Below are 24,839 nucleotides of genomic sequence, written 5' to 3'. Positions count from 1 at the left end.
GGTGACCGATGTGACGTGGATTCCCGAAGGAGTGGACCTCACCAGGCCCAGCGCTGCCAGGATCTACGACCACCTGCTCGGCGGGGGGCACAACTTCGCCGCGGACCGGGCCATCGCCGCGAAGCTCGTCGAGGTGCAGCCGAACGTGGCGACGATCGCCCGCCGCAACCGCGCCTTCCTGCGGCGGGCCGTGCTGTTCATGATCGAGCAGGGCGTGCGGCAGTTCCTCGACCTCGGATCGGGCATCCCGACGGTCGGCAACGTGCACGAGATCGCGCAGCGCGTGGTGCCCGACGCGCGGATCGTCTACGTCGACAGCGAGGACGTCGCCGTCGCCCACAGCACCCTCATGCTGCGGGAGAACCCCTTCGCCACGATGGTGCAAGCCGACGTGACCCGTCCCGACGACGTCCTGGGGTCCGGGGGCGTGCGGAGCCTGCTGGACCTCGACGAGCCGGTCGGGCTGCTCGCCGTGACGCTGGGTCACTACATCTCCCCGGAGCAGGACCCGGTGAGGGTGTTCGCCCGGTACCGCGACGCCGTGCCGTCCGGCAGCCTCCTCGCGCTGACGCACTTCACCGACGACTTCGCCGACATCCGCGCCGACGATCTCGTGGAGACGATGCGCAGCACGCAGAACAACGTCTTCCCGCGCACCAGGGACGAGGTGCTGGAGCTGTTCACCGGCTTCGAGCTGGTGGAGCCGGGCCTGGTGACCACGTCGCAGTGGCGGCCGGAGCCCGGCGGCGAGGTCGTGGACGACCCGTCGCAGGACGGCCTGTGGGTGGGGGCCGGGCGCAAGCCGTGATCAGCCGGGGTCGCCCGCCGGGCCGTCGACCGACAGCTTGCGCGCGCTGAACCCCACCCAGGCGAGGCCGACGGCCGTCACGCCCAGCACGCCGGCGGCGCCGAGCCCCGCCGCGACGAGTCCGACCGCGCCGGGCACCACGACCTGCCCGGCGCGGTTGCCGGTCAGCCGCAGCGACATCGCGCGTCCCCGCAGGCCCGGCGGCGCGGATTCGGCGAGCCACGACATCGTCAGCGGCTGACCCACGCCCAGCCCGAGCCCGGCCACGGTGATCGTGATCGCCAGCAGCCACACCGGCAGCGGCAGCGCGGCCAGGCCCAGTCCGGCCGAGGACGCCGCGATGCTGGTGATCAGCAGCCGCTTGCGGCCGATCCGCGCGCTGAGCCGCCCCAGGAACAGGCGGGAGGTCATGGACGCCGCGGCGCGCAGTCCGAGCAGCACGCCGACCACGCCGGACGCGAGTCCCCGCTCCGCGCCCAGCGCGGGCAGGTAGATCAGGGAGATGTCGACCGCGGCGAGCACCACGCAGCTGGTGAGCAGGGCCCGCACCAGGCCGGGCAGTCGCAGCAGCGTGCCCAGGCCCCTCTCCCCGGCCTCCGCGCGCTGCGAACGGGTCGTGCCGTCGCGCAGCAGCAGCGAGCAGCCGAGCAGCACGACGCTCACGACCGTCGCGCAGGCGAAGACGGGCCTGGTGTCCGGGACCGGGGCGCTGCCGCCGAAACCGAGGATCAGCAGCGGCCCGAGCAGCTGCCCGAGCGACGCGGCGAACGTGTAGTGGCCGAAGGCCGAGTCGAACCGGCCGGGGCCGGAGGTGTTGGCGACCAGCGACTGCTGCCCGACCACCGAGCACAGGTGCCCGGTGCCGAGCACGACGCTGGCCGCGACCAGCCCGGCGACCGATCCGCTCGCCCCGACGAACAGCGCGCCCGACGCGGTCATCAGGACACCGCCGACGATCAGCACCCGCCGCTCGCCGAGCCGGTCGACCACGCGGCCCGCCGGCAGGGCCAGCAGCAGCGGCACGAGCGCGAAGCTCGCGGACAGCAGACCGAGCCAGGACGCGGGCACGTCCAGCTCCAGCGCCCGGTAGGACGACGCGGGGCGCAGCACGAACGTCACGGCCTGGGTGAGCACGGAGTGTGCCAGCAGAGCGGCGACCGGCAGGCGTGTCACTGATCGGTTCCTCGCACGCGATGCATGGTACAACGGCTGAATCGCAGCAGCTCAGACACGTGATACAGGTCAAAGAGGAGCCTTGTTCAGTAACAGGTTATAACCTCCGACCCGTCGGTCGGACAATTCTCGGACCGGACCCGGAGCACGCTGCGCCAGCGTTTTTCCCGAGGACCCGCGATCGCGGTGGGTCCGTCGAGCGAGCACGGAGATCCGCGTGCTGAACGAGCGCACCACGGCGTTCGCGCTGTGCGGCGCGACCCCGTGCTCGACACCACCGCGTCGCGCGGCCTACCACAACCCCGGCTGCGGCACGGGCGAGACCGCCGTGCTCACTCGGTCCGGTGTGGTCGACTTCGGCGTCACCACGGTGAACGCGGTCGACACGACCACCGGCGCGGTCGTGCGCGCGCAGGAGTTCACCGGTGAGGTGACCTCCGCGATCCCCGCGGGCGACGGGATCACCACCGCGTGGGCTCCCGCGTGGTCGGCATCGACGCGGACGGGAACGTCCGCGACCTCGCGCCCGCGGGCGGCGTGCCGTTCCGGCCGCGCGCCGACGCCGGGGGCGGCGTGGTGTTCGTGGACCGCGACGGCGCCGACGGCCGGGTGCGCCGCGTCGCGGACGGGCGGGTGCAGGAGCTGGCCCGCGGCGACGGGTCGGCGGTGCTGCGCGCGACGACCCCGCTGGGGATCTCGCTGCTGGAGGCCGGGGTCGCCCGCTGGTCCGCGGTTCCTCTGACGACCGGTCCTCGACGACCGGTGCTCGACCACGCCCAGAAGACCTGGAGAGGGCCGGAAGGCCCGCTGCCCGCAGGAGAGACGACGTGCGTGCTGGAACGCTGGTGAAGACGGCGATCGCGAGAGTGCGGCTGGCGGTGGCGGTGACGGGAGTCGTCGCGGGCCAGGCGCCCGCGCAGGCCGCGTGCGGCGGCGCGGGCTGCACGGGCAGGACCCGCAGGAGCAGGGGTGCGCGACGAGCGCGAGCGACCCGGGCGGCACGTACCACCTCTCGCTCGACAAGAGCGTCAGCACGGTGGTGCGCCACAGCAGCACGTGCTGGGCGCGCATCACCTTCACCGCCAACCCGTGCTGCTTCACGCACGAGGTCGCGATCCAGAGCCAGCGCCTCATCGGCAGCACCCGCGTCGAGCTGGACTTCCGGACCGCGACCACCGGCTCGGGCACGGCGGTCAGAGCGGCCAGTCCACGCTCAGGTACTGGATCTCCTCGAACGCCTCCAGCCCCTCGCGGGCGCCCTCGCGGCCGACGCCGCTCTGCTTCACGCCGCCGAACGGCGCCGCCGGGTCGGACACGACGCCCCGGTTGATCCCCACCATGCCCGCGTCGACCGCCTCGGCGATGCGCAGCGCCCGCTGGAGGTCGCGGGAGTACACGTAGGCCGTCAACCCGTACTCGCCGTCGTTCACCAGGGACAGCAGTTCCTCCTCCGACGTCCACGTGACGATCGGGGCCACCGGCCCGAAGATCTCCGTCCGCAGGATCTCCGCGCCGGACGGCACGTCGCGCAGCACCGTCGGCGGGTAGTAGTACCCGCCGCCCGACGGGACGGGCGCGCGGTGCGACACCACGGCGCCCGCGTCGACCGCCGCGGACACCAGGGCCGCGACCCCGTCCACCGCCCCGCGGCTGATCAGCGGCCCGATCTGCGTCTCGGGGCTGCTCGCCGGACCCACCCGCAGCGCCTCGACCGCGGCGCCGAACGCCGAGGCGAACTCGTCCACGACGTCGGCGTGGACGTAGAAGCGGTTGGCCGCCGTGCACGCCTGGCCGCCGTTGCGCAGCTTCGCGATCAGCGCGCCCGCCACGGCAGCCTCAACGTCGGCGTCGTCCGTCACGACGAAGGGCGCGTTGCCGCCCAGCTCCATCGACGTGTTCACCACGCGATCGGCGGCCTGGCGCAGCAGCAGCCGCCCCACCGCCGTCGACCCGGTGAACGACAGCTTCCGCACCCGCGGGTGCGCGAGCCACGCGCCGACGACCCCGCCGGCGTCGGTGGTGGGCACCACGTTCACCACGCCGTCCGGCACACCCGCCTCCCGCAGGACGCGGGCCACCGCCAGCGCCGTCAGCGGCGTCTCCGCGGCGGGCTTGAGGACCACCGTGCACCCCGCGGCCAGCGCCGGGGCGATCTTGCGGGTCGCCATGGCCGCCGGGAAGTTCCACGGCGTCACCAGCGCCGCCACCCCCACCGGCCTGCGCGTGACGATCGTGCGGGTGCCACCGGCGGGTGACGGCCCGTAGGAACCGCCGCCGCGCACCGCCTCCTCGGCGTACCAGCGGAAGAACTCCGCCGCGTAGACCACCTCGGCGCGCGCGTCGGACAGCGCCTTGCCGTTCTCCAGCGCGATGATCGCCGCCAGCCGGTCGGTGTCGGCGATCATCAGCTCGAACGTGCGGTGCAGCGCCTCCGACCGCTGGCGCGGCGCGGTGCGGCTCCACGCCGGGAACGCGCGGGCAGCCGCGTCCGCCGCAGCCACGGCGTCGGCGGCGTCGCCGTCGGACACCGCGGCGATCACCTCGCCCGTCGCCGGGTCCTCGACGTCGAACGTCCCCGTCGAACCGGCCTTCCACCGGCCGTCGACGAACAGTCCCTCGCCGGGCGCGAGTTCGGTGACGAGAGCGTGCGTCATCGGATCTCCTCGAAGATCTCGTCGAGCAGGCCGAACCACTCGGCCAGCGGGTCGTCGGGCGTCGGCAGCGGTGGCAGGGACCGCGGCACGTCACCGGACGTGCCGCGGGTGAGCGGTGGCGGGACGCGCGCGTCCCGCCGCCGCGGCGATCCGCCGGGTCGGCTCGGAAGCGGCAGCGCCGCCGCCGACGAGACCTCCGACGTGCGGGGAACCCGGCCCCGGAACCGCCGTACCGGCTCCCCGCGCGGGCACCAGCAGCTCCCGCGAACGCGGACCGGGGATCTCGGCGACGAGCCCGCGCTCCTGCGGCGGAGCCGGTCGGCCCACCACCGCGCCCGGAGTGCTCATGACCCGCACGCTAGGGCCGTGCGCACGTCCGCACCACGGCAGACGTGCACCACCGGTCCGCCGACGTTGTGCGAGCATGACACCCGTGACGACGGTCGCGGACGTCCTGGCCGACACCTCGCTCGCACTGGGCCCGCTGTGGGTGCCCCGCCCCGGCGCCGACGTGCGGTGGGTCGCCACCAGCGAGCTGACCGACCCCGTGCCGTTCCTGGAGGGCGGGGAACTGCTCCTCACCACCGGTCTGGGCGCGGTCGGCTGGGACGCGGAGTGGGAGCCCTACGTGCACCGGCTCGCCACCGCCGGGATCGTCGCGCTCGGCTTCGGCGTCGGGCTGAGCCACCCCGGTGTGCCCGCCGCACTCCTGCGGGCCGCCAGGACGACGGACCTCAACGTCCTCGCCGTGCCCCGCGCCACGTCGTTCGTGGCGATCAGCCGCGCGGTGAGCCGGGCGCTGGACGCGGCCGAACGCGCCGAGGCGCGTCGCTCCCTCACCGTCCAGCGCGACCTCGCGCGCGCCGCCACCCGCCCCGACGGGCCCGCCGCCGTGCTGGACCGGCTCGCCGCCCACGTCCGGGGCACGGCGCTGCTCGTGGACCCCGACGCCCAGCCGCACCCCGACGAGCGGGTGCGCGCCGAGATCGCCCGCCTGCGCCCGCTCGGCCTGCGGGGAGCCTCCGTCCTGGACGACGCGGGTGGCCGCACCGCGATCCAGCCCGTCGGCCTGCACGGCGCTCCCGAGACCTACCTCGTGGTGCACGTGCCCGGCCGGTGGAGCAACGGCCTGCACGGCGCCGTCGCCACCGCCGTGGCACTGCTCGGCCTCGACGCGGACACCAGGGCGCGCGATCTGCGCGCTCAGCGGCGGGTGCGCGCCCGTGCCGTGGAACTCCTGCTCGACGGCGACGTCCGCTCCGCCGCTGCGGTGCTGTCCACGGCTCTCGGCGGGACCACCGTGCCGGAGCGGGTCCACGTGCTGCGCTGCGCCGGTCCACGCCGGGACGAGGTGCTCGCGGCGGCGGAGCAGCGCTTCCCGGCACCGCTGCTCGCCGCCGTCCTGGACGAGGAGCTCGTCGTCGTCACCGACGTCCCGCGGGACTGGGAACCGCTGCTGGAGGGGCTGCGCGCCGGTGTGGGCGCGGCCGAACCGGTCGAGCACGCCGCCCGCAGCGCGGCCGGGGCGGCCAGGGCCCTCGCCCGGACCGGCCCGCACGCCCCGCTCGTGCGGTGGAGCGACCTCGTCGGCGAGGGCGTCTGGTCGATCCTCGACGACCGCTCCACAACCCTGTTCGCCGACGCCCTGCTCGGCGGCCTGGACGAGGAGCTGATCGGCACGCTCGGCTCGTTCCTGCGCCACCACGGCCAGCGCGGCGCCGTCGCCGGGGAGCTGGGCGTGCACCGCAACACCGTCCGCCGCCGCGTGCGGCTGATCGAGCGCGCGCTGGGCCGCTCGCTCGATGACCCGCAGACCCGCGTCGACGCCTGGATCGCCCTCCGCGCGGTGACCCGCGGGCGATCCGGGGCCGACAGCCCCTGGTCGCGACCGGCCCCGGCTGCGACGCTCGACCGGTGAACCTGCTCGAACTCGGCATCTTCCTCCAGGCGCGTCGCGCGCGGATCACCCCGGCCGAGGTGGGCCTGCCCACCGGACCGCGCCGCCGGGTGCCCGGCCTGCGCCGCGACGAGGTCTCCCGGCTGGCCGGTACCTCGCTCGAGCACTACGCCGAGCTGGAGCGCGGCCTGGGCGCGCAGCCGTCGACGCGGGTGCTGGTGGCGCTGGCCCGCGTGCTGCGCCTGGACGCCGACGAGCGCGAGCACCTGTTCCGCCTGGCCGGTCGCGCGGTCTCCGTGACGCACGACACGGCCGCGCGCGTGCAGCCGGCGATGCTGGCGCTGCTCGACCGGCTGGACTCCACCCCGGCGCGGATCATGACCGACCTGCACGAGACCCTCGTGCAGAACCAGCTCGCCACGGCGCTGCTGGGTCCGCCCGCGCCGGGGGAGAGCTTCGTGCGGCGCTGGTTCACCGATCCCGGCTGCCGGTCGGTCCACCCGGCGCAGGACCACCCGCGCCACTCCGCGGTGCTGGTGTCCGACCTGCGGGCCGCCGCCGCGCGCCGCGGCCACGACGCGCGGTGCGCGGAGATGATCGCCCACCTGCGCCGGGCCAGCGACGAGTTCGCCCGGCTGTGGGACGCCGGGGACGTCGCCGTCCGCCGCGGCGGGCACGAACGCGTCGACCACCCGGAGCTGGGCGTCGTCGACGTCGAGTGCCAGAACCTGTTCAGCGAGGACGGCGGGCAGCGCATCCAGTTCTTCACCGGCCCCGCGGTCGAGCGGCTCGGCCTGCTCGCCGTCTCCGGCGCCCGGACGCCCGCCGGCGCGGACGGGAGCGTCAGCCGGTCGGCGTGGTGATCACGCTGAACGTGGAGCCCTTCGCGTCGAGCTGCCCGGCGGCGTCCTGGAGGATCGTGGACAGGGGGGAGTAGTTGTTGACCTCCCCGGCCGCGCACGGACCCGTGCGGCTCTGCAGGTTGCCCTCCAGGATGCCCAGCGCGCTCTGGTTGACCTGGTCGAACAGCGGACCGCCGCTGTCACCGGCGCGGGAGCAGAGGTCGGTGTTGATGCCGACGTCGGTGGAGGTCACCAGGCCGCAGCGGGTGCCGGAGAGGAACCCCGCTCCGGCGCCGGAGTCGGTGACGTCGGGATAGGTCGCGGCGGACGACGCCGATCCGGACGCGCACACCACCGAGTTCACCACGACCGAGTCCAACGGGGTGACGCCGGTGATCGGCTGGTCCGCCGAGGTCGTGCGGTCGCCGCAGACCGCGGGGTCGCCGGGGCAGTGCTTCAGCACCAGGTTGTGCTCGGCCTGTCCGTCCAGCCACGTGGTGGCCGCGGCGGGGTCGACGTAGGGCAGCAGGGCGTAGTCGTAGGGGTAGCTGTTGCTCTCCACGCCGTGCTGCTCCACCACGGGAGTGCCGTTGTGCTGGAGGGGGACGTTGTTGGTCTTGCCGACCACGCAGTGCCCCGCGGTCAGCACCCACGCCGCGCCGGGGAAGTCGCCACCGGTGGACCGCACGTTGAAACCGGCTGTGCAGCCGCCCCACGTGCCGTTGTCGCGCTGGCCGTTCAGCCGCATCCCGCCGCGCATGGGGCCGTGGCCGGTGCAGTGGTGCGGGTGGCAGAACCCGGGGTCGACAGCTCCGCCTGGCACGCCGTTCGGCGAGCCGTGCGAGGTGGTGTCGGCCGGGGGCGCGGCCCGCGCGACGACCTGGTCCGCCGCGGCGGGGTCGAGCGTGGCGAGCGGGTCGGCGCCGGGGCTCCAGCCCTCGGCCCAGGACCGCTCCCACACCACGACGCGGTTCTCCGCGGCGCTGATGGTCGGCAGGTGGGGCACGACGGCGCCGGTGCCGAGCTGCGCGATCAGCGCGTCCCTGGTGGCGGTGAGCTGCGCGAGGGTGTGCTGCACCTGCGTCGTGCGGACGTGGGCGCTGTCGTGGACGCCGGTGAGCCTGGCCTGCGTGGCGGTCGGGTCGGTCGTGGCGATCATCAGCAGGCCCCCGGCCTGCTGGTCCATCCACATCCCGGCGTACTCGTCGGCGGCCTCCACCCTCAGGGCGGCGTCGAGCTTCGCGGCCGTGCGCTGGAGCTCCAGGCGTCGCAGCGCCTCCTGCTGGTCGACCTGGAAGGACGCCACCAGGTACTCGGTCGACTCGCGGACGGTCGCGGGCACCAGCAGGTCGACCGGGGGAGCCGGGGGTTCCGGTGGTGCGGCGGGGGCTTGTGCGAGCACCGTGGCCGCCGAGCCGCCGTGGGCACCGGGCAGCACCCCGGTCTGGATGTACGCGCCCAGACCCGCCCCCGCCACGAGGGCGAGCAGCATCGCAACAGTCCTGAGCTTTCTCAACGAGAGGTCTCCTCCGGGACGGACGGGTCGTCCACCCCTCGGCGGCGTCGCGAGGGGAACGGGTTCTGCTGAGCCGTCACCGGGCCCGTCCTCGCGGACGATCGTTCCACCTCTCCCGCCGTGCGTGGGGAGGAGGGGGTGTGTCGGGGCGGGGGAGGGCACCCGAACGTGCCCCGATCCTGCTCCGGCACCGCCCGCGCGAGGCGCGGCTCAGCACTCGCGGGCGGAGGGGCAGTCTCCGTCGGCGGAGGAGTCCAGCTTCTCCGCCACCGCCTCGCAGGCCGCCGCGAACGCGGCGAGCTCCTCGGGGGACATGGCGTCGACGAACCACTCCCGGACGTGGGCGACGTGCCGCGGGGCGGCCTCGACGATGGCCGTGCGGCCCGCCTCGGTGAGGACGACGTCCGCGTAGCGGCTGTCCTCGGCGCACGGCTGCCGCTCGACGAGACCGCGCCCGGCCATGCGGGTCAGGTGGTGGGAGATCCGGCTCTTCTCCCACCGGGTGGCCTCGCCGAGTTCGAACGCCCGCATCCGGCCCTCCGGCGCCTCGGACAGGTGCACCAGGACCTCGTAGTCGGAACCGGACAGCCCGGACTCGCGCTGGAGGTGCGCGTTCAACCGGCTGCTCAGCTTCGTCTGGACGGCCAGGTAGCTCCGCCACGCCCTCTGCTCGTCCTCGTTCAGCCACGAATCATCGGTCACAGATGCAGTCTACCTGGAAGGTTGATATATCACCGTCTGTGACGCGGCGTCTGGAGACACCCGATCGGGTCAGCTTCCGCCGTGCACGCGCTGGTGCAGCGACTCCATCCGCTGATCGAGCTGCGCCGCCATCGCCGCCGTGCTGCTCAGCTCGTCGGCGAAGCCCTCGGGGACCTGGTCGTCGTACTTGTAGAACAGCTTGTGCTCCAGCGTCGCCCAGAAGTCCATCGCGATGGTGCGCACCTGCACCTCCACCTTGACGTGCTCGACCCGGTCGGACAGGAAGACCGGAATTCGCACGATCAGGTGAAGACTGCGGTAGCCGTTGGCCTTGGGCTCGGCGATGTAGTCCTTGGTCCGCACGATCTGCACGTCGTTCTGGCGGCGCAGCATCGCCTCCACGCGGTACACGTCCGACACGAACGGGCAGATCACCCGGACACCGGCGACGTCGTCGAGGTGCTCCGCCACGAGGTCGACGTCCGTCGGCAGGCCCTTGCGGCGCAGCTTCTCCAGGATGGCCTCCGGGCGCTTCACGCGGTTGGTGATGTGCTCGATCGGATCGTGCTGGTGGACGAAGTCGAACTCCTCGCTGAGGATGCGCAGCTTCGTCATGAGCTCGTCGATCGCGAACTTGTAGACCAGCAGCTCACGGGCGAGCCGCTGCACCTGGTCGAAGGCACCCGATGAGTCCCCGACGGGCGCGTGCGCGCCGATGTCCATGACCATGTCCGTTGTCGTTCCCCACCTGTGCGGTACCAGATCCACCCTACAGATCCGGCGGGCACCGCCGGGGGACGCGTGCGGAACCCGGTGCGCCCGACCCGTCCTGCGGCGCCTCGGTGTCGCAGGACGGGTCGGGCGGTGACTACGGGGCCGCGGCCGGGCAGTGCGCGCCCGGTGACGGGCTCGTGCCGGTCAGCACGTAGTCCGTGAACGCCGCCCGCGTGCAGTCGGTGCGGTTCACGACGCCGTGACCCCAGCCGTCGTAGGTGAGCAGCGTGCCGCCGACCTGGTCGTGCACGCCGCGCGCCCACTCCAGCGGGGTGGCCGGGTCGTGCGCCGAGTTCATGATCAGGACCGGTGGCACGTCGTCGTCGAGCCGGGTGCGGTGCTGCGGGTTGGGCGTGTCCGCAGGCCACGCCGCGCACAGCGACACCGCGCTGAACGCGAAGTGCGTCCGCAGGGTCGGCGCCTGCGCCGCCTGCTGGCGCCACAGGGACGACCACTCCCGCTCGGAGGAGATCCGGACGTCGTGGTCGGTGCAGAACGCGGCGATCGGGAACGGCGCGGTGCCGGCCCCGGCGGTCCGCGGACCCGTGTCCCGCAGCAGGGCCGCGAGCGCCGGCCGGTCCGGTCCGTACAGCAGGCCGAGCACCCGCTGGTTCAGGGCGGCCGCGCCGCCGGGCAGTTCGCCGCGCACCGCCGCGTCCCACAGCGAGGTGTAGGCCGCGGCCGCGTCGAACCCGCACGACGGATCGACCGCGCACCAGGTCGCGAACTCGGCGAACGCGTCCTCCCCGGCGCGGGCCTGCGACGCGAGCAGCTCCCGGATCGACAGGCCGTGGTCGAACACGCTGTCCAGCACCAGCCCGCGCACCCGGTGCGGGAAGTTCTCCGCGTACACCTGCCCGGCCAGCGTGCCGTAGGACCGGCCGTAGAGCGTGATCCTCCGCTCGCCGAGCGCGGCCCGCAGCGCCTCGACGTCACGGGCGACGCTCACGTTGTCGACGTGGTCGACCAGCGGTCCGGTGTGCGCGCGGCAGCTGTCGCCGAGTTCACGCGCGTGGTGCTGGACGGAGGCGAGGGTGGCGCCCGCGTCCGGGACCGTCTCCGGCAGCGTCCCGACCAGGTCCGCGTCGCACACGACCGGGTTGCTGCGGTTCGTACCGCGCGGGTCGTAGCTGACCACGTCGAACCGCTCCGACACCTCGGCGGGCACGACGTTCCCGCCGAGCAACCGGTTGACGCCGGAGTCGCCCGGTCCGCCCGGCAGGTAGACCAGCGTGCCCTGCTTCCTCCCCGTCGCCCTCGTCCGCGCGACCTCCACCTCGATCGTCCCCGCGGACGGCCGGTTCCAGTCGACCGGCACGGTGATCGTCGCGCAGGTGACCGGGCCGTCCACCTCGCACGGCCGCCAGTCGAGTCCTCGTCCTTCTTCGGCGGCGATCGCCGCTCCCCCTGACGCACCCGTCAGCACCAGTGCCGCGAGCAGTGCGGAAACACGTTTCATGGTCCAGCAGTGTGTCGGGGAGCACACCGGGTTGAGATCGGGGAAGTCCCCGAGATCGTCCCCGAGGGGTAGTCCCCCGGGGGGGTGGCCACTTCTTTGTCGGTACTGGTCGCCGCGCGGCGGGTGCGCCAGGCTGGTCGCGGCGGCCGGAGGGGCCGGAGGGCGAGGGGGTGGCGGTGGTTCAGGTCTTCCGAGCGGAGTCGGCGAGCACCGCCAGGCGGCGATGTCCCCACTCGGCCAGCGGCGCCAGCGCCTCCGACAGGTCCCGGCCGAACGGCGTGAGCGAGTACTCGGTCCTCAGCGGCAGCTCGTCGTGCACCTCGCGGTGCACGAGACCGTCCGCCTCCATGTCCCGCAACGCCTGAGTCAGCACCTTCTCGGTCAGGCCCGGCAGCCTCCGGCGCAGTTCGCCGGGGCGGCACGGGCCGGATTCGAGCTGCCACAGCAGGAGCGACTTCCACTTGCCGTCGATGACCGCGACCGCCGCGGTCACGCCGCACACGCCGAGGTCCTGAGCCCTGCTGCGCACCACCGTCGTCTCCCGTCCACGCTCAACCGCACTGGAGTTCCACCGTGCTTCCTTCATACCGCAGCAAGTCCGCGACCGTTCTCGGCCTGGGGCCGATGGGCCGGTCCCTCGCCGGTGCGTTCCTCGCCGCCGGTGTCCCCACGACGGTGTGGAACCGCACACCGGGCCGGGACGGCGACCTGGTCGGCCGGGGCGCGGCGAGCGCGGCGTCCGCGCACGAGGCCGTCGCAGCGAGCGACCTGACCGTGGTGTGCGTGGTCGACTACGACGCCGCGGACGCCGTGCTGCGCACTCCCGGCACGACGGCGGCGCTCGCCGGGCGCACCGTCGTGAACCTGTCCGCCGACACCCCCGACCGCGCCAGGGCGACCGCGGCGTGGGCGGCCGAGCACGGTGTCGGCTACCTGGACGGCGCGATCATGACGCCCACCACGACCATCGGCACTCCGCACGCGGTGTTCCTGCACAGCGGACCTCGCGACCTCTACGACGCCCACCTGCCGCTGCTGGAGAACCTGGGCGGCACGCACACCCACGTCGGCGAGGAGATCGGCCGGGCCGCGGCGCACGACCTGGCGCTGCTCGACGTGTTCTGGACCGCCGTGGCCGGGTACGCGCACGCCCTGGCGCTGGCGCGGGCGGAGGGCGTGACCGCGCGGGAGCTGGCACCGTTCGCGGGAGGCATCGCGGCGATCCTGCCGCCGATCTTCGAGGGGATCGCGGCCGACGTGGAAGCGGGGACGTTCTCCGGCGAGGACAACCCGATCACCTCGGCCGCCTCCACGATGGCGCACGTCGTGCACACCTCGGAGGCGCACGGCATCGACGCGAGCGTGATGCGCGCGGTGGAGGGCGCGACCCGTCGGGCGATCGGCCTGGGGCACGGCGCGGACGGCTTCAGCCGCGTCGCCGAGCACCTGTCCCGCCGCTGACCGACGCGGCGCGCGTCCGGCCGGGACGGCCCCGGCAGGACACCGCGGACGTCACCGGCCCGGCTGCCTGCTCCGGGTTCCGGGGACCGCCGTCCAGCTCGCGAGGAGGTCCAGCGCCTGCCGCGAGGGCGACCCGGCCCGCGCGGTGTAGACGTACAGGGTGGTGTCGGGGTCGCCGGGCGGGACGAGGGTCTCGTACTCGACGGTGAGGTCCCCGACGAGGGGGTGGCGCAGGCGCTTGGACCCGTGCGTGCGCTGGTGGACGCGGTGCTGCTCCCACCACCGGTCGAACTCGGCGCTGCGTTCGCGCAGTTCGGCGACGAGGGCGGTCGCGGTGCTGTCGCCGGGGGCGCGGCCGACCTCGAACCGCAGGCTCTCGACGGCGGCGCGGGCCTGGTCGGGCCAGTCCGCGAACAGGGACCGGGCGTCCTCGTCGAGGAACATCCAGCGCGCGTAGTTGCGCTGCGCCGGTGGCAGCGCGTCGAAGTCGGTGAACAGCGCCGCGGCCATCCGGTTGGCGGCCAGCACGTCCGTGCGGCGTCCCAGGACGAGCGCGGGCTCGCCGTCGAGCGCGTCGAGCAGCTGGTGCAGCCCCGGGCGCACGCGCTGCACGGCGCGGGCGCGTCGGGGCGCCCGTGCCGAGGTCGGCCCGATGAGGTCGTCCAGGTGCGCGCGCCCCGCGGCGTCGAGACCGAGCGCGCGGCCGATCGCCTCGACCACGGCGGGGGAGGGCGTGATGCGCCGCCCCTGCTCCAGCCGGGCGTAGTAGTCGGTGGACACACCGGCCAGCAGCGCGACCTCCTCGCGCCGCAGACCGGGCACGCGGCGCGCCCGCCCGTCCGGCGGCAGGCCCGCTCGCAACGGGTCGACCTGGCCGCGTGCCCGGCGCAGGAAGTCGGCGAGTTCGCGGTTGGTGGTGGCCACGGAGCCGATTGTCCCCCCGCCGCGGGGATCGTGGGTGGACCTGCGAGTCCTCGGTTCCACAGGGCTCGGCACGAGCGCCGCCAGCGGCTCGTCGTGCGCCAGGCTCGAACCGGCACGCGGCACCGACCGCACCTCCTGCGAACAGAGGAACGACGATGAGCTTCCCGACCGACCGGCCGGCGACCTGGTTCGTGACCGGCACCTCCCGAGGTCTGGGACTGGAACTGGTCCGGCAACTGCTCGGACGTGGTGATCACGTGGCCGCGACGACGCGGTCCACCGAGCGGCTGCTCGCCGCGCTCGGCGACGGCGTCGACACCTCGCGGCTGCTGCCGCTCGCCGTCGACCTGCGCGACGCCGAGGCCGTCGCGCGGGCCGTGCACCGCACGACCGAGCGCTTCGGCGGCCTCGACGTCGTGGTGAACAACGCCGGGTACGGCTTCCTGGCCGCGGTGGAGGAGACCACCGACCGCGACGTGCGGGACATGCTCGACGTCCAGGTCGTCGGCGTGTGGAACGTGCTGCGCGCCGCGCTGCCGATCCTGCGCGGGCAGCGGAGCGGTCACGTCGTCACCGTGTCGTCGATCCTCGGCCTGACCGCCGTCCCCGGCTGGGCGCTCTACTGCGCGGGCAAGTTCGCGGTCGAGGGCCTCTCCGAGGCGCTCGCGGCGGAGGTCGCCGGCTTCGGCGTCGAGGTCACCGTCGTGGAGCCCGGCTACTTCCGCACCGACTTCCTCAGCGCGGACTCGCTCGCGCTGCCCGCCACCACCACGGAGGCCTACCCGGCGATCCGCGAGATGGTCGCCGAGCACCAGAAGCTCCAGGGCGGCCAGCTCGGCGACCCGGTGAGGGGGGCGGCGGCCATCATCGGCGGGGTCGTCAGCGGTGGCGGCCCGTTGCGCCAGCTGCTCGGCTCGGACGCGCACGCCTACGCCACCGCCAAGGTCGACGCCCTGCGCGCGAACCTCGACGCCACCGCGCGGACCGCGCCCGACACCGACTTCCCCGCCGCCTGACCCCTCCGCCGCGGCGTGCCCCGCGTCGGCCCGGACCGCCGTTCCGGGTCGACGCGGGGCGTCCGGCGGTCCTCGCGAGCACGTCCCGCACCGCCTCGCCCGCGCACCCGGACGCGCGGTCACGAACACCGGCGGACCGGGGCCACCGGTGCGGCACGGCCGGGTGGGCCGTTCGTGCGCATCGGTGTGATCACCGGCCCGTTCGCGCGCGCCCCGGTGGCGGCGTGGCGGTGTGCCAGCATGAGGACGTCGTCCGGTGGAACCGTTGGAGGAACCGTGCCCGCGTCCCTGATCATGTCCCGCCGCGACCTCGACTTCCTGCTGCACGAGTGGCTCGACGTGGTCTCGCTGACCAGCAGGCCGTACTACGCCGAGCACTCGCGGGAGACCTTCGACGCCGTGCTCGACCTCGCCGAGCAGATGGCGACCAAGCACTTCGCGACGCACAACCGCAGGGCCGACGCCCACGAGCCGCACGTCGGCCCGGACGGGCGGGTCGTGCTGGTGCCCGAGGTGGCTGCGGCGCTGGAGGCGTTCACCGGGGCCGGTCTGCTGGCGAGCGACTTCGACGAGGACCTCGGCGGGATGCAGCTCCCCGCGGTCGTGTCCCGCGCGCTGCACGTGTGGTTCCAGGCGGCCAACGTCGGCACCTCGTCCTACCCGTTCCTCACGATGGCCAACGCGCGACTGCTGGTGGCGCACGGCTCGCCCGAGCTGGTCGACACGTGGGTCCGTCCGATGGTGCGGGGCCGGTTCTTCGGCACGATGTGCCTGTCCGAGCCGCAGGCCGGGTCGTCGCTGGCCGACATCACCACCCGCGCCGAACCGCGGGCAGACGGCACGTACCGGCTCACCGGCAACAAGACGTGGATCTCCGGCGGCGACCACGAGCTGAGCGAGAACATCGTGCACCTGGTGCTCGCGAAGGTGCCGGGCGGCCCGCCCGGCGTGAAGGGCATCTCGCTGTTCGTGGTGCCGAAGTTCCTGCTCGACGAGAACGGCGACCCCGGCGAGCGCAACGACGTCGTCCTCGCCGGGCTCAACCACAAGATGGGCTACCGGGGCACGACGAACGCGCTGCTGAACTTCGGCGAGGGAGTGCACCGGCCCGGCGGGCAGGCGGGGGCCGTCGGGTTCCTGGTGGGCGAGGAGAACCAGGGCCTCGCCCAGATGTTCCACATGATGAACGAGGCGCGGGTCGGCGTGGGACTGGGCGCGACGGCGCTCGGCTACACCGGTCACCTGCACTCGGTGCAGTACGCGCGCACCCGCGTCCAGGGCCGGCCGATCGGGGCCAAGGACCCGGCCACGCCGCAGGTGCCCCTGATCGAGCACCCCGACGTGCGGCGGATGCTGCTGGCGCAGAAGTCCTACGTCGAGGGCGGACTCGCGCTCGGCCTGTACTGCGCGAAGCTCGGCGACGACCAGCGCACGGCCGCCACGCCGGAGGAGCGCGCCGCCGCCGGGCTGCTGCTGGACGTGCTCACGCCCGTCGCGAAGAGCTGGCCGTCGCAGTGGTGCCTGGAGGCCAACAGCCTCGCGATCCAGGTGCACGGCGGCTACGGGTACACCCGCGACCACGACGTCGAGCAGATGTACCGGGACAACCGGCTCAACCCGATCCACGAGGGCACCCACGGCATCCAGGCCCTCGACCTGCTGGGCCGCAAGGTCGTGATGCGCGACGGCGCGGGCCTGCGGCTGCTCCTGGACACCGTGGCCGCGACCACCGCGCGCGCCGCGGCCCTGGACGGGGAGCCCGCCGAGTTCGCGGCGCGGCTCGACGCGGTGTTCGCCAGGATCGGGGCGACGACGCGCCGCCTGCACGGCACGGGCGATCCGCGGCTCGCCCTGGCCAACGCCACCCCGTACCTGGAGGCCGTGGGGCACGCCGTCGTGGCGTGGACGTGGCTGGAGCAGCTGCTCGCCGCGCACGGCCGGACCGGCGCGTTCTACGAGGGCAAGCGCGCCGCGGCGCGGTACTTCTTCCGCTGGGAGCTGCCGGGGACGGGCCCGCAGCTGGACCTGCTGGACTCCCTCGACACGACCCTGCTGGACGCCGCGCCCGAGGTGTTCTGACCGTCGCGGACGGGGTGCGGCGGACGGGCCGCTCCCGCTGGACGGGACGGCCCGGCTGACACGGTAGGGTGACGCCCACCTCTCCCGGTCCTGCCGTGTCCCGGCCGTGACGCCTCCGGTTCCGATGTCCACTGTGGACATCACAATTCCGTTGCGACGACCGGGTGTCTTGTCGCCGGGGGAGGATCGGGTGTTAGATCGACAACGCCGCCGACGAACCGACGACCTCTCGCGGGAGACGCATCCATGAGCGCCGCTGACGGCCTGCTGCCCCTGGAGACGGGGTTCGACGTGAGGTGGCGCGGTTACGACCGGAGCCAGGTGCGCGAGCACGTGCGCTGCGTGGAGGCCGAGGTGCGCATCCTCGCCGCGGACCGCGACGCCGCGGAGGCGCTGGCGGAGAACCTGGCGCGCGAGGTGGAGCGGCTGCGGTCGGAGAACTCCGGCCTGCGCGCCGACCTGGAGCGCCTCGGCCGCACGCCGATCGACCCCGACACCGTGCCGGAGCGGCTGCGCCGCCGGGTCGAGCTGGCGCACGCCGAGGCCGAGGAGATCGTGGCGCGCGCCCTGGCCTCCGCCGACCTGGCCTGGAGCACCGCCGACAAGGAGGCCGCGCGGCTGCGCGAGCGCTACGAGCGGCTCGTGGCCGAGCTGGACCGCCAGCGCGCGGACGCGGCTGCGGAGCACCGCGAGGCGATGCGGCTGGCGCACGAGGGCATCGCGGAGGCCGCGCGACGCGCGGAGGAGGGCAGGCACCAGCTCGACCGTCTCGCCGTGGCGGCCCGCCGCCGGGAGCAGCGGGACTTCGAGCTGGCCAACGACCTGCGCCGGCGCGAGGCCGCGGCGGCCGTGCAGGAGCGGCTGCTGGAGGCGGAGACCGAGGCCGAGCGCGTGCTGCGCGCGGCGCGCGAGGAGGCCGAGCGGGTGACGCGGGCGGCCCGTGCCGAGGTGGAGCACCTCGCCGGCCTCGAACGGCGGATCGCCGAGCAGTTGCGCGACGCGTTCGACCTGGTCGACCACGCCGACGCGCTGCTCGTGCAGGACGACGAGCACGTCCGCGACCAGGAGCCGGTGACCGGCGCGCTGCGCCTGTCGGAGAACCCGCCCGTCGTGCTGTCGGTCGCCGAGAACGCCGCCTGACACCTCCGGCCGCGGCGAGCGGCCCGCCGACCGTCGGTCCGGCCGCATAGAGTCTCCGCGACGTCGGAGGAGACCCAGTGGCAGACAGCGGCCGGACAGGTGGTGCGGAGCACGGCCACGCCGAGAGCAGCGTCGTCGGTGTGGCCGCCGCTCGGTGGGGCGTGCTCGTGCGGGCGAGCAAGCCGGTCTTCACCGAGCCCGGCTGGCAGTACTTCCAGGAGCTGGAGACCCGCTGCCCCACCTGCTCCGGCCCGCTGCACTCCTTCTACCGCCCGCACCCCAACCGGGGGAAGGTGCAGCTCCAGACCGCCGTGGTGTGCCCGCACTGCGCCACGGCCAAGTCGGCGCGCGAGATGACGCTGTCCACGAAGTCCGTCCTCGGTGACCTCAAGCCCGAGGCGGTGGCCCGGCGGCTCGCCGAGGACGCACAGCTCGCGGCGCTGAGCCGCGAGCGCTTCGCCCCGTCACCGCGCCCGCCCGCTCCGGCTCCGGCACCGCAGGCACGGCCCGAACCGCCCGCGGCCCCGCGACGCCCCACCCCGGTGCGGCGGGAGGAGCCGCCGGAGCCGCCCGCGCCGGAGCGTCCGGTCTCGCGCCCGCTCCCGCCGGAGCCGCCAGCCCCGGAGGTGTCCGCCCCGCGAGTGCCCGCCCCGGAGCCGTCCGCGCCGGAGCGGCCAGCCGTCGCCGTGTCCACCACCGCGATGGCGGCGACCGTGCGGCGCATCCTGGCCTCGTCGGAGCCGACGTTCCAGGCCAGGCCCGGCGGGCCGGACGCTGCCGACGGGCACGGCTCGCGCGCCGAGGAGCGGCGGCTGCTGCACTGGTGCAAGACCGCGGACCCCGACCTGGACCTCCCGCCGCTCCCGGAGGGCACCGACGTCCGGGTGCTGCTGCCGGAGGGGCCCCGGTTCGACGCGCTGCGCGTCCGGCTCGCCGAGCGCGGCGTCCCGTTCCGGTCGGTGGCGCACTGGGTCGAGCAGGAGACGATCTCCTCCCTCGACGCGGACTCCCGCCTCGGCGAGCTGTGGTCCGCCGCCGCGCTCGCGGAGCTGGGCGGGGTCGGTCCGCTGCCCTGCGGCGTCGAGACGGGGGAGGAGGCCGCGCACGCGCGCGACGCCTTCGAGCACGTGTGGGCGGCGCACGACCCGGCCCTCGACAGCCCCGAGCCGCCGCGGCACGCGCCCGCCGAGGAGTTCGTCCCGCGCGCCTGGCTCGACTACCTGCCCTTTCCCACGCTCAACCCCGCACAGGCGCAGGCCGCGCCGGTGGTCGTGGACGGCGACGGGCACGTGGTGATCACCGCGCCCACCGGCGCGGGGAAGACCGTGATCGGGATGATGGCCGCCCTGCGGACCGTCCTGGACGAGGGCCGCAAGGCCGCGTGGCTGGTGCCGCAGCGGTCCCTGACCGACGAGCTGGACCGCGAGCTGGAGGTGTGGCGGCGGCACGGCCTGCGGGTGGAGCGGCTGTCCGGTGAGCACACCGTGGACGTCGAGCGCGTCCGCGAGGCCGACCTGTGGGTGGCCACGACCGAGAAGTTCGAGTCGCTGTGCCGGGCCGCGTCCATGCAGGCCGCGCTGGCCGAGGTCGGCTGCATGGTCGTCGACGAGATCCACCTGCTCGGCGACGTCGCGCGCGGCGCCCTGCTGGAAGCGCTGCTGGCCCGCGTGCGCGGCGCCGAGTCGCCGGTGCGCATCGTCGGGCTGTCCGCGACGGTGTCGAACGCCGCGGAGATCGCCGAGTGGCTGGAGGGCGAGCTGGTCACGACCACCTGGCGGCCGTCGCGGCTGACCTGGCAGCTCCCGGCGATCCCCGCCACGTCCACCCAGCGCGCGAGCAGCCGCGCCCGCGAGCACGCGGTGGTCGACCTGACCCGCCGCATCACCGCCGAGCAGGGCGGTGTGCTGGTGTTCTGCGGGTCCAAGGCCAACGTGCGCTCCACGGCCCTGGCGGTCGCCGCCGACCGGGGAGCCGTGGTCGACGGGCTGGGCCCGCACGACGCGGACAAGCTCCAGGCGGTGTGCGCGCAGGTCGGCGTGCAGCTGCACTACGCGGACTGGGAGCACAAGCACGCCGCCGAGCGGGCGTTCCGGCGGCGCGAGGCGGACGTGCTGGTCGCGACGACCACGGTGGCCGCCGGGGTCAACCTGCCCGCGCGGGCGGTCGTCGTGCGCGACACGAGGGTGGGCACGTCCGAGCTGAGCACCGCCACCGTGCTCCAGATGTTCGGCAGGGCGGGCCGGGTCGGCGCGGGGGAGACCGAGGGCTGGGCCTACCTCGTCACCGACGAGACCGAGCGCGCCCGGTGGCAGGGCAGGCTGGTCCGGGGCTACGCGGTGTACTCGCAGATCTACGACAGCCTGCCCGACCACGTCCTCGCCGAGGTGCTCCAGTCCAGGATCACGACCCTCGGCGAGGCGGAGGCGTGGTGGGTGCAGACCCTCGCGCACGCCCAGGGCGACGAGGACCTGGAGCCCGTGCAGGAGTCGGTGCGGTTCTTGCTCGACCGGGGGTTCCTCGACCGGGTCGACCGCGAGGACGGCGAGGTGGGCCTGCAGGTCGCCGAACTGGGGCGGCTGACCGCGAGGCTGATGGTGTCCTCGCAGGTCGGGGCACGGCTCAACCAGGTGCTGGGGATGCTGCCGGTGCCCGACGACCCCGACACCGCCGAGGTCGCGCTGACGTCGATGCTCAGCGCCGCCGTGCCCGCGCTGCTCGACGCGCCCGTGGGCGAGGCGCACAAGGCGGCGGTCGCCACGGCGATCAAGGCGCGCGGCCGCACGTCGCACCTCACCGAGGTGACCGCCGTGCAGGGCCTCGGATCGGGTGCGAGCGGCTCCCGCGGCGACCTGGCGTGGGCGGCGATGCTGCTGGTGGCGAACTCGCCGCACCTGTTCGACCGCTCGCACGGGCCGCGCCGGGTGGTCGCCGGCATCCCCGCCAGCACGCTCCACCAGGTGCTGGAGCAGGCCCCGCGCTACCTCGCGTGGCTGGCCGCGCAGGGCGTCCTCGGCACGATCCACCCGTGGGTGGCGATCGTCGCCGGTGACCTGGACCGGCGCATCCGGTGGCGCGAGGTGGGCCCCGGCCGCGGCGCGGGACGGCTGCTGTGGATGTGCGAGCAGATGGCCACCCGCGCGCGGGCGAGGGAGCTGGTGCCCCGCATGTGGCGCGACGCGACGGGCCGCGGACTGCGCTCGCCGGACTGGCCGGGAGGAGCGCCGCCGCCCGCGTGCGAGCTGGACCGCGGCTCCTACACGGCGCTGCTGCGGGAGAGGGCGTCGGCCGTCGCGCTGGAGGACCTCCCCGACGGCGTGCGCGTGTCCGGCGCGACCGGGACGTTCGCCGCGGTGTGGACCGGTCACCTGGTGCGCGTCGCCGAGGTGGCGCGGGACCCGCAGACCGTGTCGCGGCCACCGGCGGCCGAGGGGGAGGCGGGGGCCGATCAGGTGGGCGCGGCGGTGTTCACCCGCAGGGGCGACCACCGGGCGACCGGCTGGTTGACCGCCTACGACGCGCTGTCCCCGCGAGCGGTCCACGACGTCGCCGCGAGGCCCCGTCGTCCGCTCGCGGGACCGGCGGAGCGCCGTCGCTGACGGCCGGACGCACGGTCAGAGCGAGGCCAGCTCGGCGGCGATGGCGTGGCCGAACAGGCCCGGCAGGCCGCCGGTGTGGACGAGCACCGTGCGCTCGCCCGGCCTGATCGCGCCCTCGGCGACGGCCGCGGTGAGCCCGGCCAGGGCCTTGGCCGTGTAGACCGGGTCCAGGACGAGGCCCTCGGTGCGCGCGGCGTCCTCCAGGGCGGTGCGGGCCGCCGCGGTGAGCACGCCGTAGCCGGGACCGACCTGGTCCGTGCGCAGGCGCAGCTCGCCGCTGCCCGGCCGGAGCTGCTCGACCAGTTCGGTGATGCGCGCGCCCGGATCGGTCATCGCCCCGGTGTCCACGCCGAGCACGGTGTGCGCCCCGAGTTCCGCGACGAGACCGGCCATCGTGCCGCCCGACCCGACCGCGACGACGACGTGGACGAGGTCGGGCGCCTGCTCGCGCAGCTCCAGCGCGCAGTCGACGTACCCGCGCGCGCCGACGACGGACGTGCCGCCGAACGGGATCAGGCCAGGACGCTGTCCGGCGGCGGTCAGCTCGTCGGCGACGCGGGCCGCGACGACGTCCAGCGGCTCGTCGCCCGCCCACACCAGGCGCGCGCCGAGCAGCCGGTCGAGGCTGACGTTGCCGCTCGACACGGCGGCGTGGTCACCGCGCAGGACCAGCACCGCGTCCAGCCCGACGCGGCGGGCCGCCGCGGCGGTGAGCCTGGCGTGGTTGCTCTGCGCGGCACCGGTCGTGATCAGGGTCGTCGCGCCGTCGTCGAGCGCCGCGGCGACGGTGTGCTCCAGCTTGCGGACCTTGTTGCCCCCGCCGCCGAGGCCGGTCAGGTCGTCGCGCTTGATCCACAGGTCGTCGGGGCGCAGCCCGATCCTCTCGGCGAGGCGGGGTGCGGGTTCGAGGGGCGTCGGCCACGAGCTCAGCAGCTGCTTCACCCGGCCAACCTAGTGGCCGCGTCGTGGGGTTATAGACCTATAACCCCTCTCGGGGTACACATGGGGCTCCGATCGGAGGAGGAGAAGTGCCGAAGATCAACGTGTACCTGCCGGACGAGCTGGCCGACGCGGTGAAGGACGCCGGTGTGCCGGTGTCCGCGATCTGCCAGCGGGCGCTGGAGCAGGCCGTGCGCCGCGTGACCGCCATCCGCGAGACGACGCTCGGCGACGTGGAGGAGGACGACCCGACCGAGCGGCTGACCCACTTCACCGACCGGGCCAGGACCGCGGTCCGGCTCGGGGTGCGGCGCGCGCGGGCAGCGGAGGCTCCCGGCGTGGCGACCGAGCACCTGCTCGGCGGGATGCTCGACGAGGGCGAGAACCTCTCGCTGCTCGTGCTGCGCGCGCTGGAGGTCGAACCGGAGCGGGTGCTGGGGGAGCTGGAGCGCGTCACGACGCGCGGCGTCGGCGGCACCGCGTCCCGCTTCACCGCCGACGCCGCCAACGCGCTCGAACTGGCGGTCACCGAGGCCACGTCGCTCGGCCACGGCTACGTCGGCTGCGAGCACCTGCTGCTCGGGCTGGTCGCCGAACCCGACGGCACCGCCGGGCGCGTGCTGCGCTCGCTGGGCGTCGAGCCGCGGCTCGCCCGGCGTGCCGTCTCGGCCGCTCTCGCCGGGTACGTGCACCTGCGGGCGCAGCAGGCCCCGGCGGCGCCGAACGCCGCCGCGCTGCTCGGCGCCGCCGTCCGCGCCGAGGTGCGTCCGCTGGTCGAGCGTCTGGACCGGCTGGAGCAGCACGTCGGACTGGTCGCCCCGTGACGTCCGGCGGTCCCGCGCCCGTCCTGCTGCTGGCCACCGGCGACACCATCGCCCGCGGCGCGTCCCGCGTCGCCTCGGGAGCGCAGCTCGCCGCGGGGGCGCCGGGCGTGGTCGCCGAGGACGTCCTGGCCGAACCGAGCTGGGACACCTCGCCGGCCACGGTCTTCGGCCTCGCCCGCCGGGCGCGGGCCGCCCTGCTCGCCGAGGGCTTCGCCGGTGTGGTGATCACCTGCGGCGTCGACGCGCTGGAGGACACGGCGTTCCTGGTCGAACTCCTCACCGCGGACGCGGCCGCGCGCGGCGGGATCGTGCTCACCGGCGCGGTCCGCGACCGCGACCACCCGGCTCCCGACGGCCCGGCGAACCTCGCGGCGTCCTTCGCGACCGCCCGCGCCGTCCGCGGCACCACCGTCTGCCTCGACGGCGCGCTGCACGCGCCGCGCTGGGTGCGGCAGGTCGACGCGACCTCCCCGGCGGGCTTCTCCTCCGCGCCGCACCCGCTGCTGGGCCGGGTGCTCGGCGACCGGGTGGTGCGTCTCGCCGACGCCCCGCCGACGCCACCGCGCGTGGCGGGCGAGCCGGAGTCCGACGTCGCGCTGATCACCACCTACCCCGGAGTGCCCGCCGCGCTGCTCTCGACCGCCGTGGACGCGGGCGCGCGGGGCGTCGTGCTGGCCGGGACCGGGGTCGGCAACGTGCCCGTCGAGCTGTTCACGACGATCGCCGAGCTGACCGGGTGGGACGTCCCCGTCGTGGTCGCCTCCAGGGCGCACGTCCCGCCCACCCCGCTGGAGGACCTGCCGCTGGGCGCCGGTCTCGCCGCGAAGGTCGGCGCGATCGGCGCGCGCGGTCTCGCCCCCGGCAAGGCCAGGGCGGCGCTGGCGGTGGCCCTCGGCGCGGGCGGGGTCTCCGCGGTGCGGGAGTGGTTCGCGCGCTTGTGAGCCGGCCGGGTGACGTCGGTCGCGGGGCGTGCCCGGATCGGAACAGGACGAGACCGCGATTCGCCGGAGTGGTGCGCGCGAATCGTGTCGCCCT

22 protein-coding genes are annotated in these 24,839 nt (G+C 74.9%); 11 read left to right on the top strand and 11 right to left on the bottom strand.

Annotated elements, in window-relative coordinates; translation table 11 throughout:
- Window position 1 precedes the first annotated feature (1 nt).
- On the top strand, window positions 2-808 hold the full coding sequence (locus IMZ35_RS06265) for an SAM-dependent methyltransferase (protein ID WP_199439957.1): 807 nt from the start codon (window positions 2-4) through the stop codon (window positions 806-808).
- Here IMZ35_RS06265 and IMZ35_RS06260 read toward each other — a convergent pair whose 3' ends face one another.
- Window positions 809-1,981: an MFS transporter gene (locus IMZ35_RS06260; protein ID WP_199439956.1), complete on the bottom strand. Its 1,173-nt coding sequence runs from the start codon at window positions 1,979-1,981 to the stop codon at window positions 809-811. It lies immediately after the preceding gene.
- Window positions 1,982-2,272: 291 nt separating this feature from the next.
- Window positions 2,273-2,449, bottom strand: a complete 177-nt coding sequence (locus IMZ35_RS06255) for a hypothetical protein (protein WP_199439955.1) — start codon at window positions 2,447-2,449, stop codon at window positions 2,273-2,275.
- Window positions 2,450-2,452: 3 nt separating this feature from the next.
- Here IMZ35_RS06255 and IMZ35_RS06250 point away from each other — a divergent pair, with 3 nt between their 5' ends.
- On the top strand, window positions 2,453-2,830 hold the full coding sequence (locus IMZ35_RS06250) for a hypothetical protein (protein WP_199439954.1): 378 nt from the start codon (window positions 2,453-2,455) through the stop codon (window positions 2,828-2,830).
- A gap of 344 nt (window positions 2,831-3,174) precedes the next feature.
- Here IMZ35_RS06250 and IMZ35_RS06245 read toward each other — a convergent pair whose 3' ends face one another.
- Together IMZ35_RS06245 and IMZ35_RS06240 are read right to left on the bottom strand one after the other, a co-directional pair.
- On the bottom strand, window positions 3,175-4,635 hold the full coding sequence (locus IMZ35_RS06245; protein WP_199439953.1) for an NAD-dependent succinate-semialdehyde dehydrogenase: 1,461 nt from the start codon (window positions 4,633-4,635) through the stop codon (window positions 3,175-3,177).
- A gap of 90 nt (window positions 4,636-4,725) precedes the next feature.
- Window positions 4,726-4,983, bottom strand: coding sequence for a hypothetical protein (locus IMZ35_RS06240; protein WP_199439952.1), 258 nt, complete (start codon window positions 4,981-4,983; stop codon window positions 4,726-4,728).
- A gap of 85 nt (window positions 4,984-5,068) precedes the next feature.
- On the opposite strand from IMZ35_RS06240, the gene IMZ35_RS06235 reads away from it, so the two are divergent.
- Both IMZ35_RS06235 and IMZ35_RS06230 read left to right on the top strand, forming a co-directional pair.
- Complete coding sequence (locus tag IMZ35_RS06235; protein WP_199439951.1) at window positions 5,069-6,553, top strand: PucR family transcriptional regulator; 1,485 nt, start codon at window positions 5,069-5,071, stop codon at window positions 6,551-6,553.
- Window positions 6,550-7,395, top strand: coding sequence for a helix-turn-helix transcriptional regulator (locus IMZ35_RS06230; RefSeq protein ID WP_199439950.1), 846 nt, complete (start codon window positions 6,550-6,552; stop codon window positions 7,393-7,395). The genes IMZ35_RS06235 and IMZ35_RS06230 overlap by 4 nt, the downstream gene beginning before the upstream one ends.
- On the opposite strand, the gene IMZ35_RS06225 is transcribed toward IMZ35_RS06230, so the two are convergent.
- The 5 genes from IMZ35_RS06225 to IMZ35_RS06205 all read right to left on the bottom strand — a co-directional run bounded on the left by IMZ35_RS06225 (window position 7,376) and on the right by IMZ35_RS06205 (window position 12,357).
- The gene (locus IMZ35_RS06225) at window positions 7,376-8,890 is read right to left on the bottom strand and encodes a trypsin-like serine protease (RefSeq protein ID WP_199439949.1); all 1,515 of its coding nucleotides are present in this window, start codon (window positions 8,888-8,890) and stop codon (window positions 7,376-7,378) included. The two genes, IMZ35_RS06230 and IMZ35_RS06225, sit on opposite strands and share 20 nt — an antisense overlap.
- A 210-nt stretch (window positions 8,891-9,100) precedes the next feature.
- Complete coding sequence (locus IMZ35_RS06220; RefSeq protein WP_199439948.1) at window positions 9,101-9,592, bottom strand: MarR family winged helix-turn-helix transcriptional regulator; 492 nt, start codon at window positions 9,590-9,592, stop codon at window positions 9,101-9,103.
- Window positions 9,593-9,661: 69 nt separating this feature from the next.
- A complete protein-coding gene (locus IMZ35_RS06215; RefSeq protein ID WP_199440321.1) occupies window positions 9,662-10,315 on the bottom strand; it encodes a GTP pyrophosphokinase in 654 nt (217 codons plus the stop codon).
- 145 nt (window positions 10,316-10,460) lie between these two features.
- Complete coding sequence (locus IMZ35_RS06210; protein ID WP_199439947.1) at window positions 10,461-11,825, bottom strand: alpha/beta hydrolase; 1,365 nt, start codon at window positions 11,823-11,825, stop codon at window positions 10,461-10,463.
- 181 nt (window positions 11,826-12,006) lie between these two features.
- A complete protein-coding gene (locus IMZ35_RS06205; RefSeq protein ID WP_307867801.1) occupies window positions 12,007-12,357 on the bottom strand; it encodes a winged helix-turn-helix transcriptional regulator in 351 nt (116 codons plus the stop codon).
- 41 nt (window positions 12,358-12,398) lie between these two features.
- On the opposite strand from IMZ35_RS06205, the gene IMZ35_RS06200 reads away from it, so the two are divergent.
- Window positions 12,399-13,286, top strand: coding sequence for an NAD(P)-dependent oxidoreductase (locus IMZ35_RS06200; protein WP_199439945.1), 888 nt, complete (start codon window positions 12,399-12,401; stop codon window positions 13,284-13,286).
- A 51-nt stretch (window positions 13,287-13,337) separates the two neighbouring features.
- On the opposite strand, the gene IMZ35_RS06195 is transcribed toward IMZ35_RS06200, so the two are convergent.
- A complete protein-coding gene (locus IMZ35_RS06195) occupies window positions 13,338-14,210 on the bottom strand; it encodes a helix-turn-helix domain-containing protein (protein WP_307867800.1) in 873 nt (290 codons plus the stop codon).
- Window positions 14,211-14,365: 155 nt separating this feature from the next.
- Here IMZ35_RS06195 and IMZ35_RS06190 point away from each other — a divergent pair, with 155 nt between their 5' ends.
- From IMZ35_RS06190 to IMZ35_RS06175, 4 genes are all read left to right on the top strand, one after another.
- Window positions 14,366-15,226 carry an SDR family NAD(P)-dependent oxidoreductase gene (locus tag IMZ35_RS06190; RefSeq protein WP_199439944.1) on the top strand — a complete coding sequence of 287 codons (861 nt, stop codon included), beginning with the start codon at window positions 14,366-14,368 and terminating at the stop codon, window positions 15,224-15,226.
- Window positions 15,227-15,502: 276 nt separating this feature from the next.
- Window positions 15,503-17,305, top strand: coding sequence for an acyl-CoA dehydrogenase (locus IMZ35_RS06185; RefSeq protein ID WP_307867799.1), 1,803 nt, complete (start codon window positions 15,503-15,505; stop codon window positions 17,303-17,305).
- 246 nt (window positions 17,306-17,551) lie between these two features.
- Complete coding sequence (locus IMZ35_RS06180) at window positions 17,552-18,445, top strand: coiled-coil domain-containing protein (protein WP_199439942.1); 894 nt, start codon at window positions 17,552-17,554, stop codon at window positions 18,443-18,445.
- Between the two features lie 77 nt (window positions 18,446-18,522).
- Window positions 18,523-22,041 carry a DEAD/DEAH box helicase gene (locus IMZ35_RS06175; RefSeq protein WP_199439941.1) on the top strand — a complete coding sequence of 1,173 codons (3,519 nt, stop codon included), beginning with the start codon at window positions 18,523-18,525 and terminating at the stop codon, window positions 22,039-22,041.
- A gap of 15 nt (window positions 22,042-22,056) precedes the next feature.
- On the opposite strand, the gene IMZ35_RS06170 is transcribed toward IMZ35_RS06175, so the two are convergent.
- On the bottom strand, window positions 22,057-22,983 hold the full coding sequence (locus IMZ35_RS06170; protein ID WP_199439940.1) for a pyridoxal-phosphate dependent enzyme: 927 nt from the start codon (window positions 22,981-22,983) through the stop codon (window positions 22,057-22,059).
- 86 nt (window positions 22,984-23,069) lie between these two features.
- On the opposite strand from IMZ35_RS06170, the gene IMZ35_RS06165 reads away from it, so the two are divergent.
- Both IMZ35_RS06165 and IMZ35_RS06160 read left to right on the top strand, forming a co-directional pair.
- Complete coding sequence (locus tag IMZ35_RS06165) at window positions 23,070-23,804, top strand: Clp protease N-terminal domain-containing protein (protein WP_199439939.1); 735 nt, start codon at window positions 23,070-23,072, stop codon at window positions 23,802-23,804.
- On the top strand, window positions 23,801-24,745 hold the full coding sequence (locus IMZ35_RS06160) for an asparaginase domain-containing protein (RefSeq protein WP_199439938.1): 945 nt from the start codon (window positions 23,801-23,803) through the stop codon (window positions 24,743-24,745). Before IMZ35_RS06165 ends, IMZ35_RS06160 begins: the two co-directional genes overlap by 4 nt.
- Window positions 24,746-24,839: the final 94 nt, after the last annotated feature.

Origin of the sequence: Umezawaea beigongshangensis (assembly GCF_016464305.1) — a bacterium.
Taxonomy (GTDB): Bacteria; Actinomycetota; Actinomycetes; order Mycobacteriales; family Pseudonocardiaceae; genus Umezawaea_A; species Umezawaea_A beigongshangensis.
This window is presented reverse-complemented; position numbering and strand designations above follow the sequence as displayed.

Excerpts from the sequence above, each read along its gene's own strand:
- IMZ35_RS06180 (WP_199439942.1), top strand. The coding sequence starts at position 17,552 with ATGAGCGCCGCTGACGGCCTGCTGCCCCTGGAGACGGGGTTCGACGTG.
- IMZ35_RS06210 (WP_199439947.1), bottom strand. The coding sequence starts at position 11,825 with ATGAAACGTGTTTCCGCACTGCTCGCGGCACTGGTGCTGACGGGTGCG.
- IMZ35_RS06190 (WP_199439944.1), top strand. The coding sequence starts at position 14,366 with ATGAGCTTCCCGACCGACCGGCCGGCGACCTGGTTCGTGACCGGCACC.
- IMZ35_RS06240 (WP_199439952.1), bottom strand. The coding sequence starts at position 4,983 with ATGAGCACTCCGGGCGCGGTGGTGGGCCGACCGGCTCCGCCGCAGGAG.
- IMZ35_RS06245 (WP_199439953.1), bottom strand. The coding sequence starts at position 4,635 with ATGACGCACGCTCTCGTCACCGAACTCGCGCCCGGCGAGGGACTGTTC.
- IMZ35_RS06215 (WP_199440321.1), bottom strand. The coding sequence starts at position 10,315 with ATGGACATCGGCGCGCACGCGCCCGTCGGGGACTCATCGGGTGCCTTC.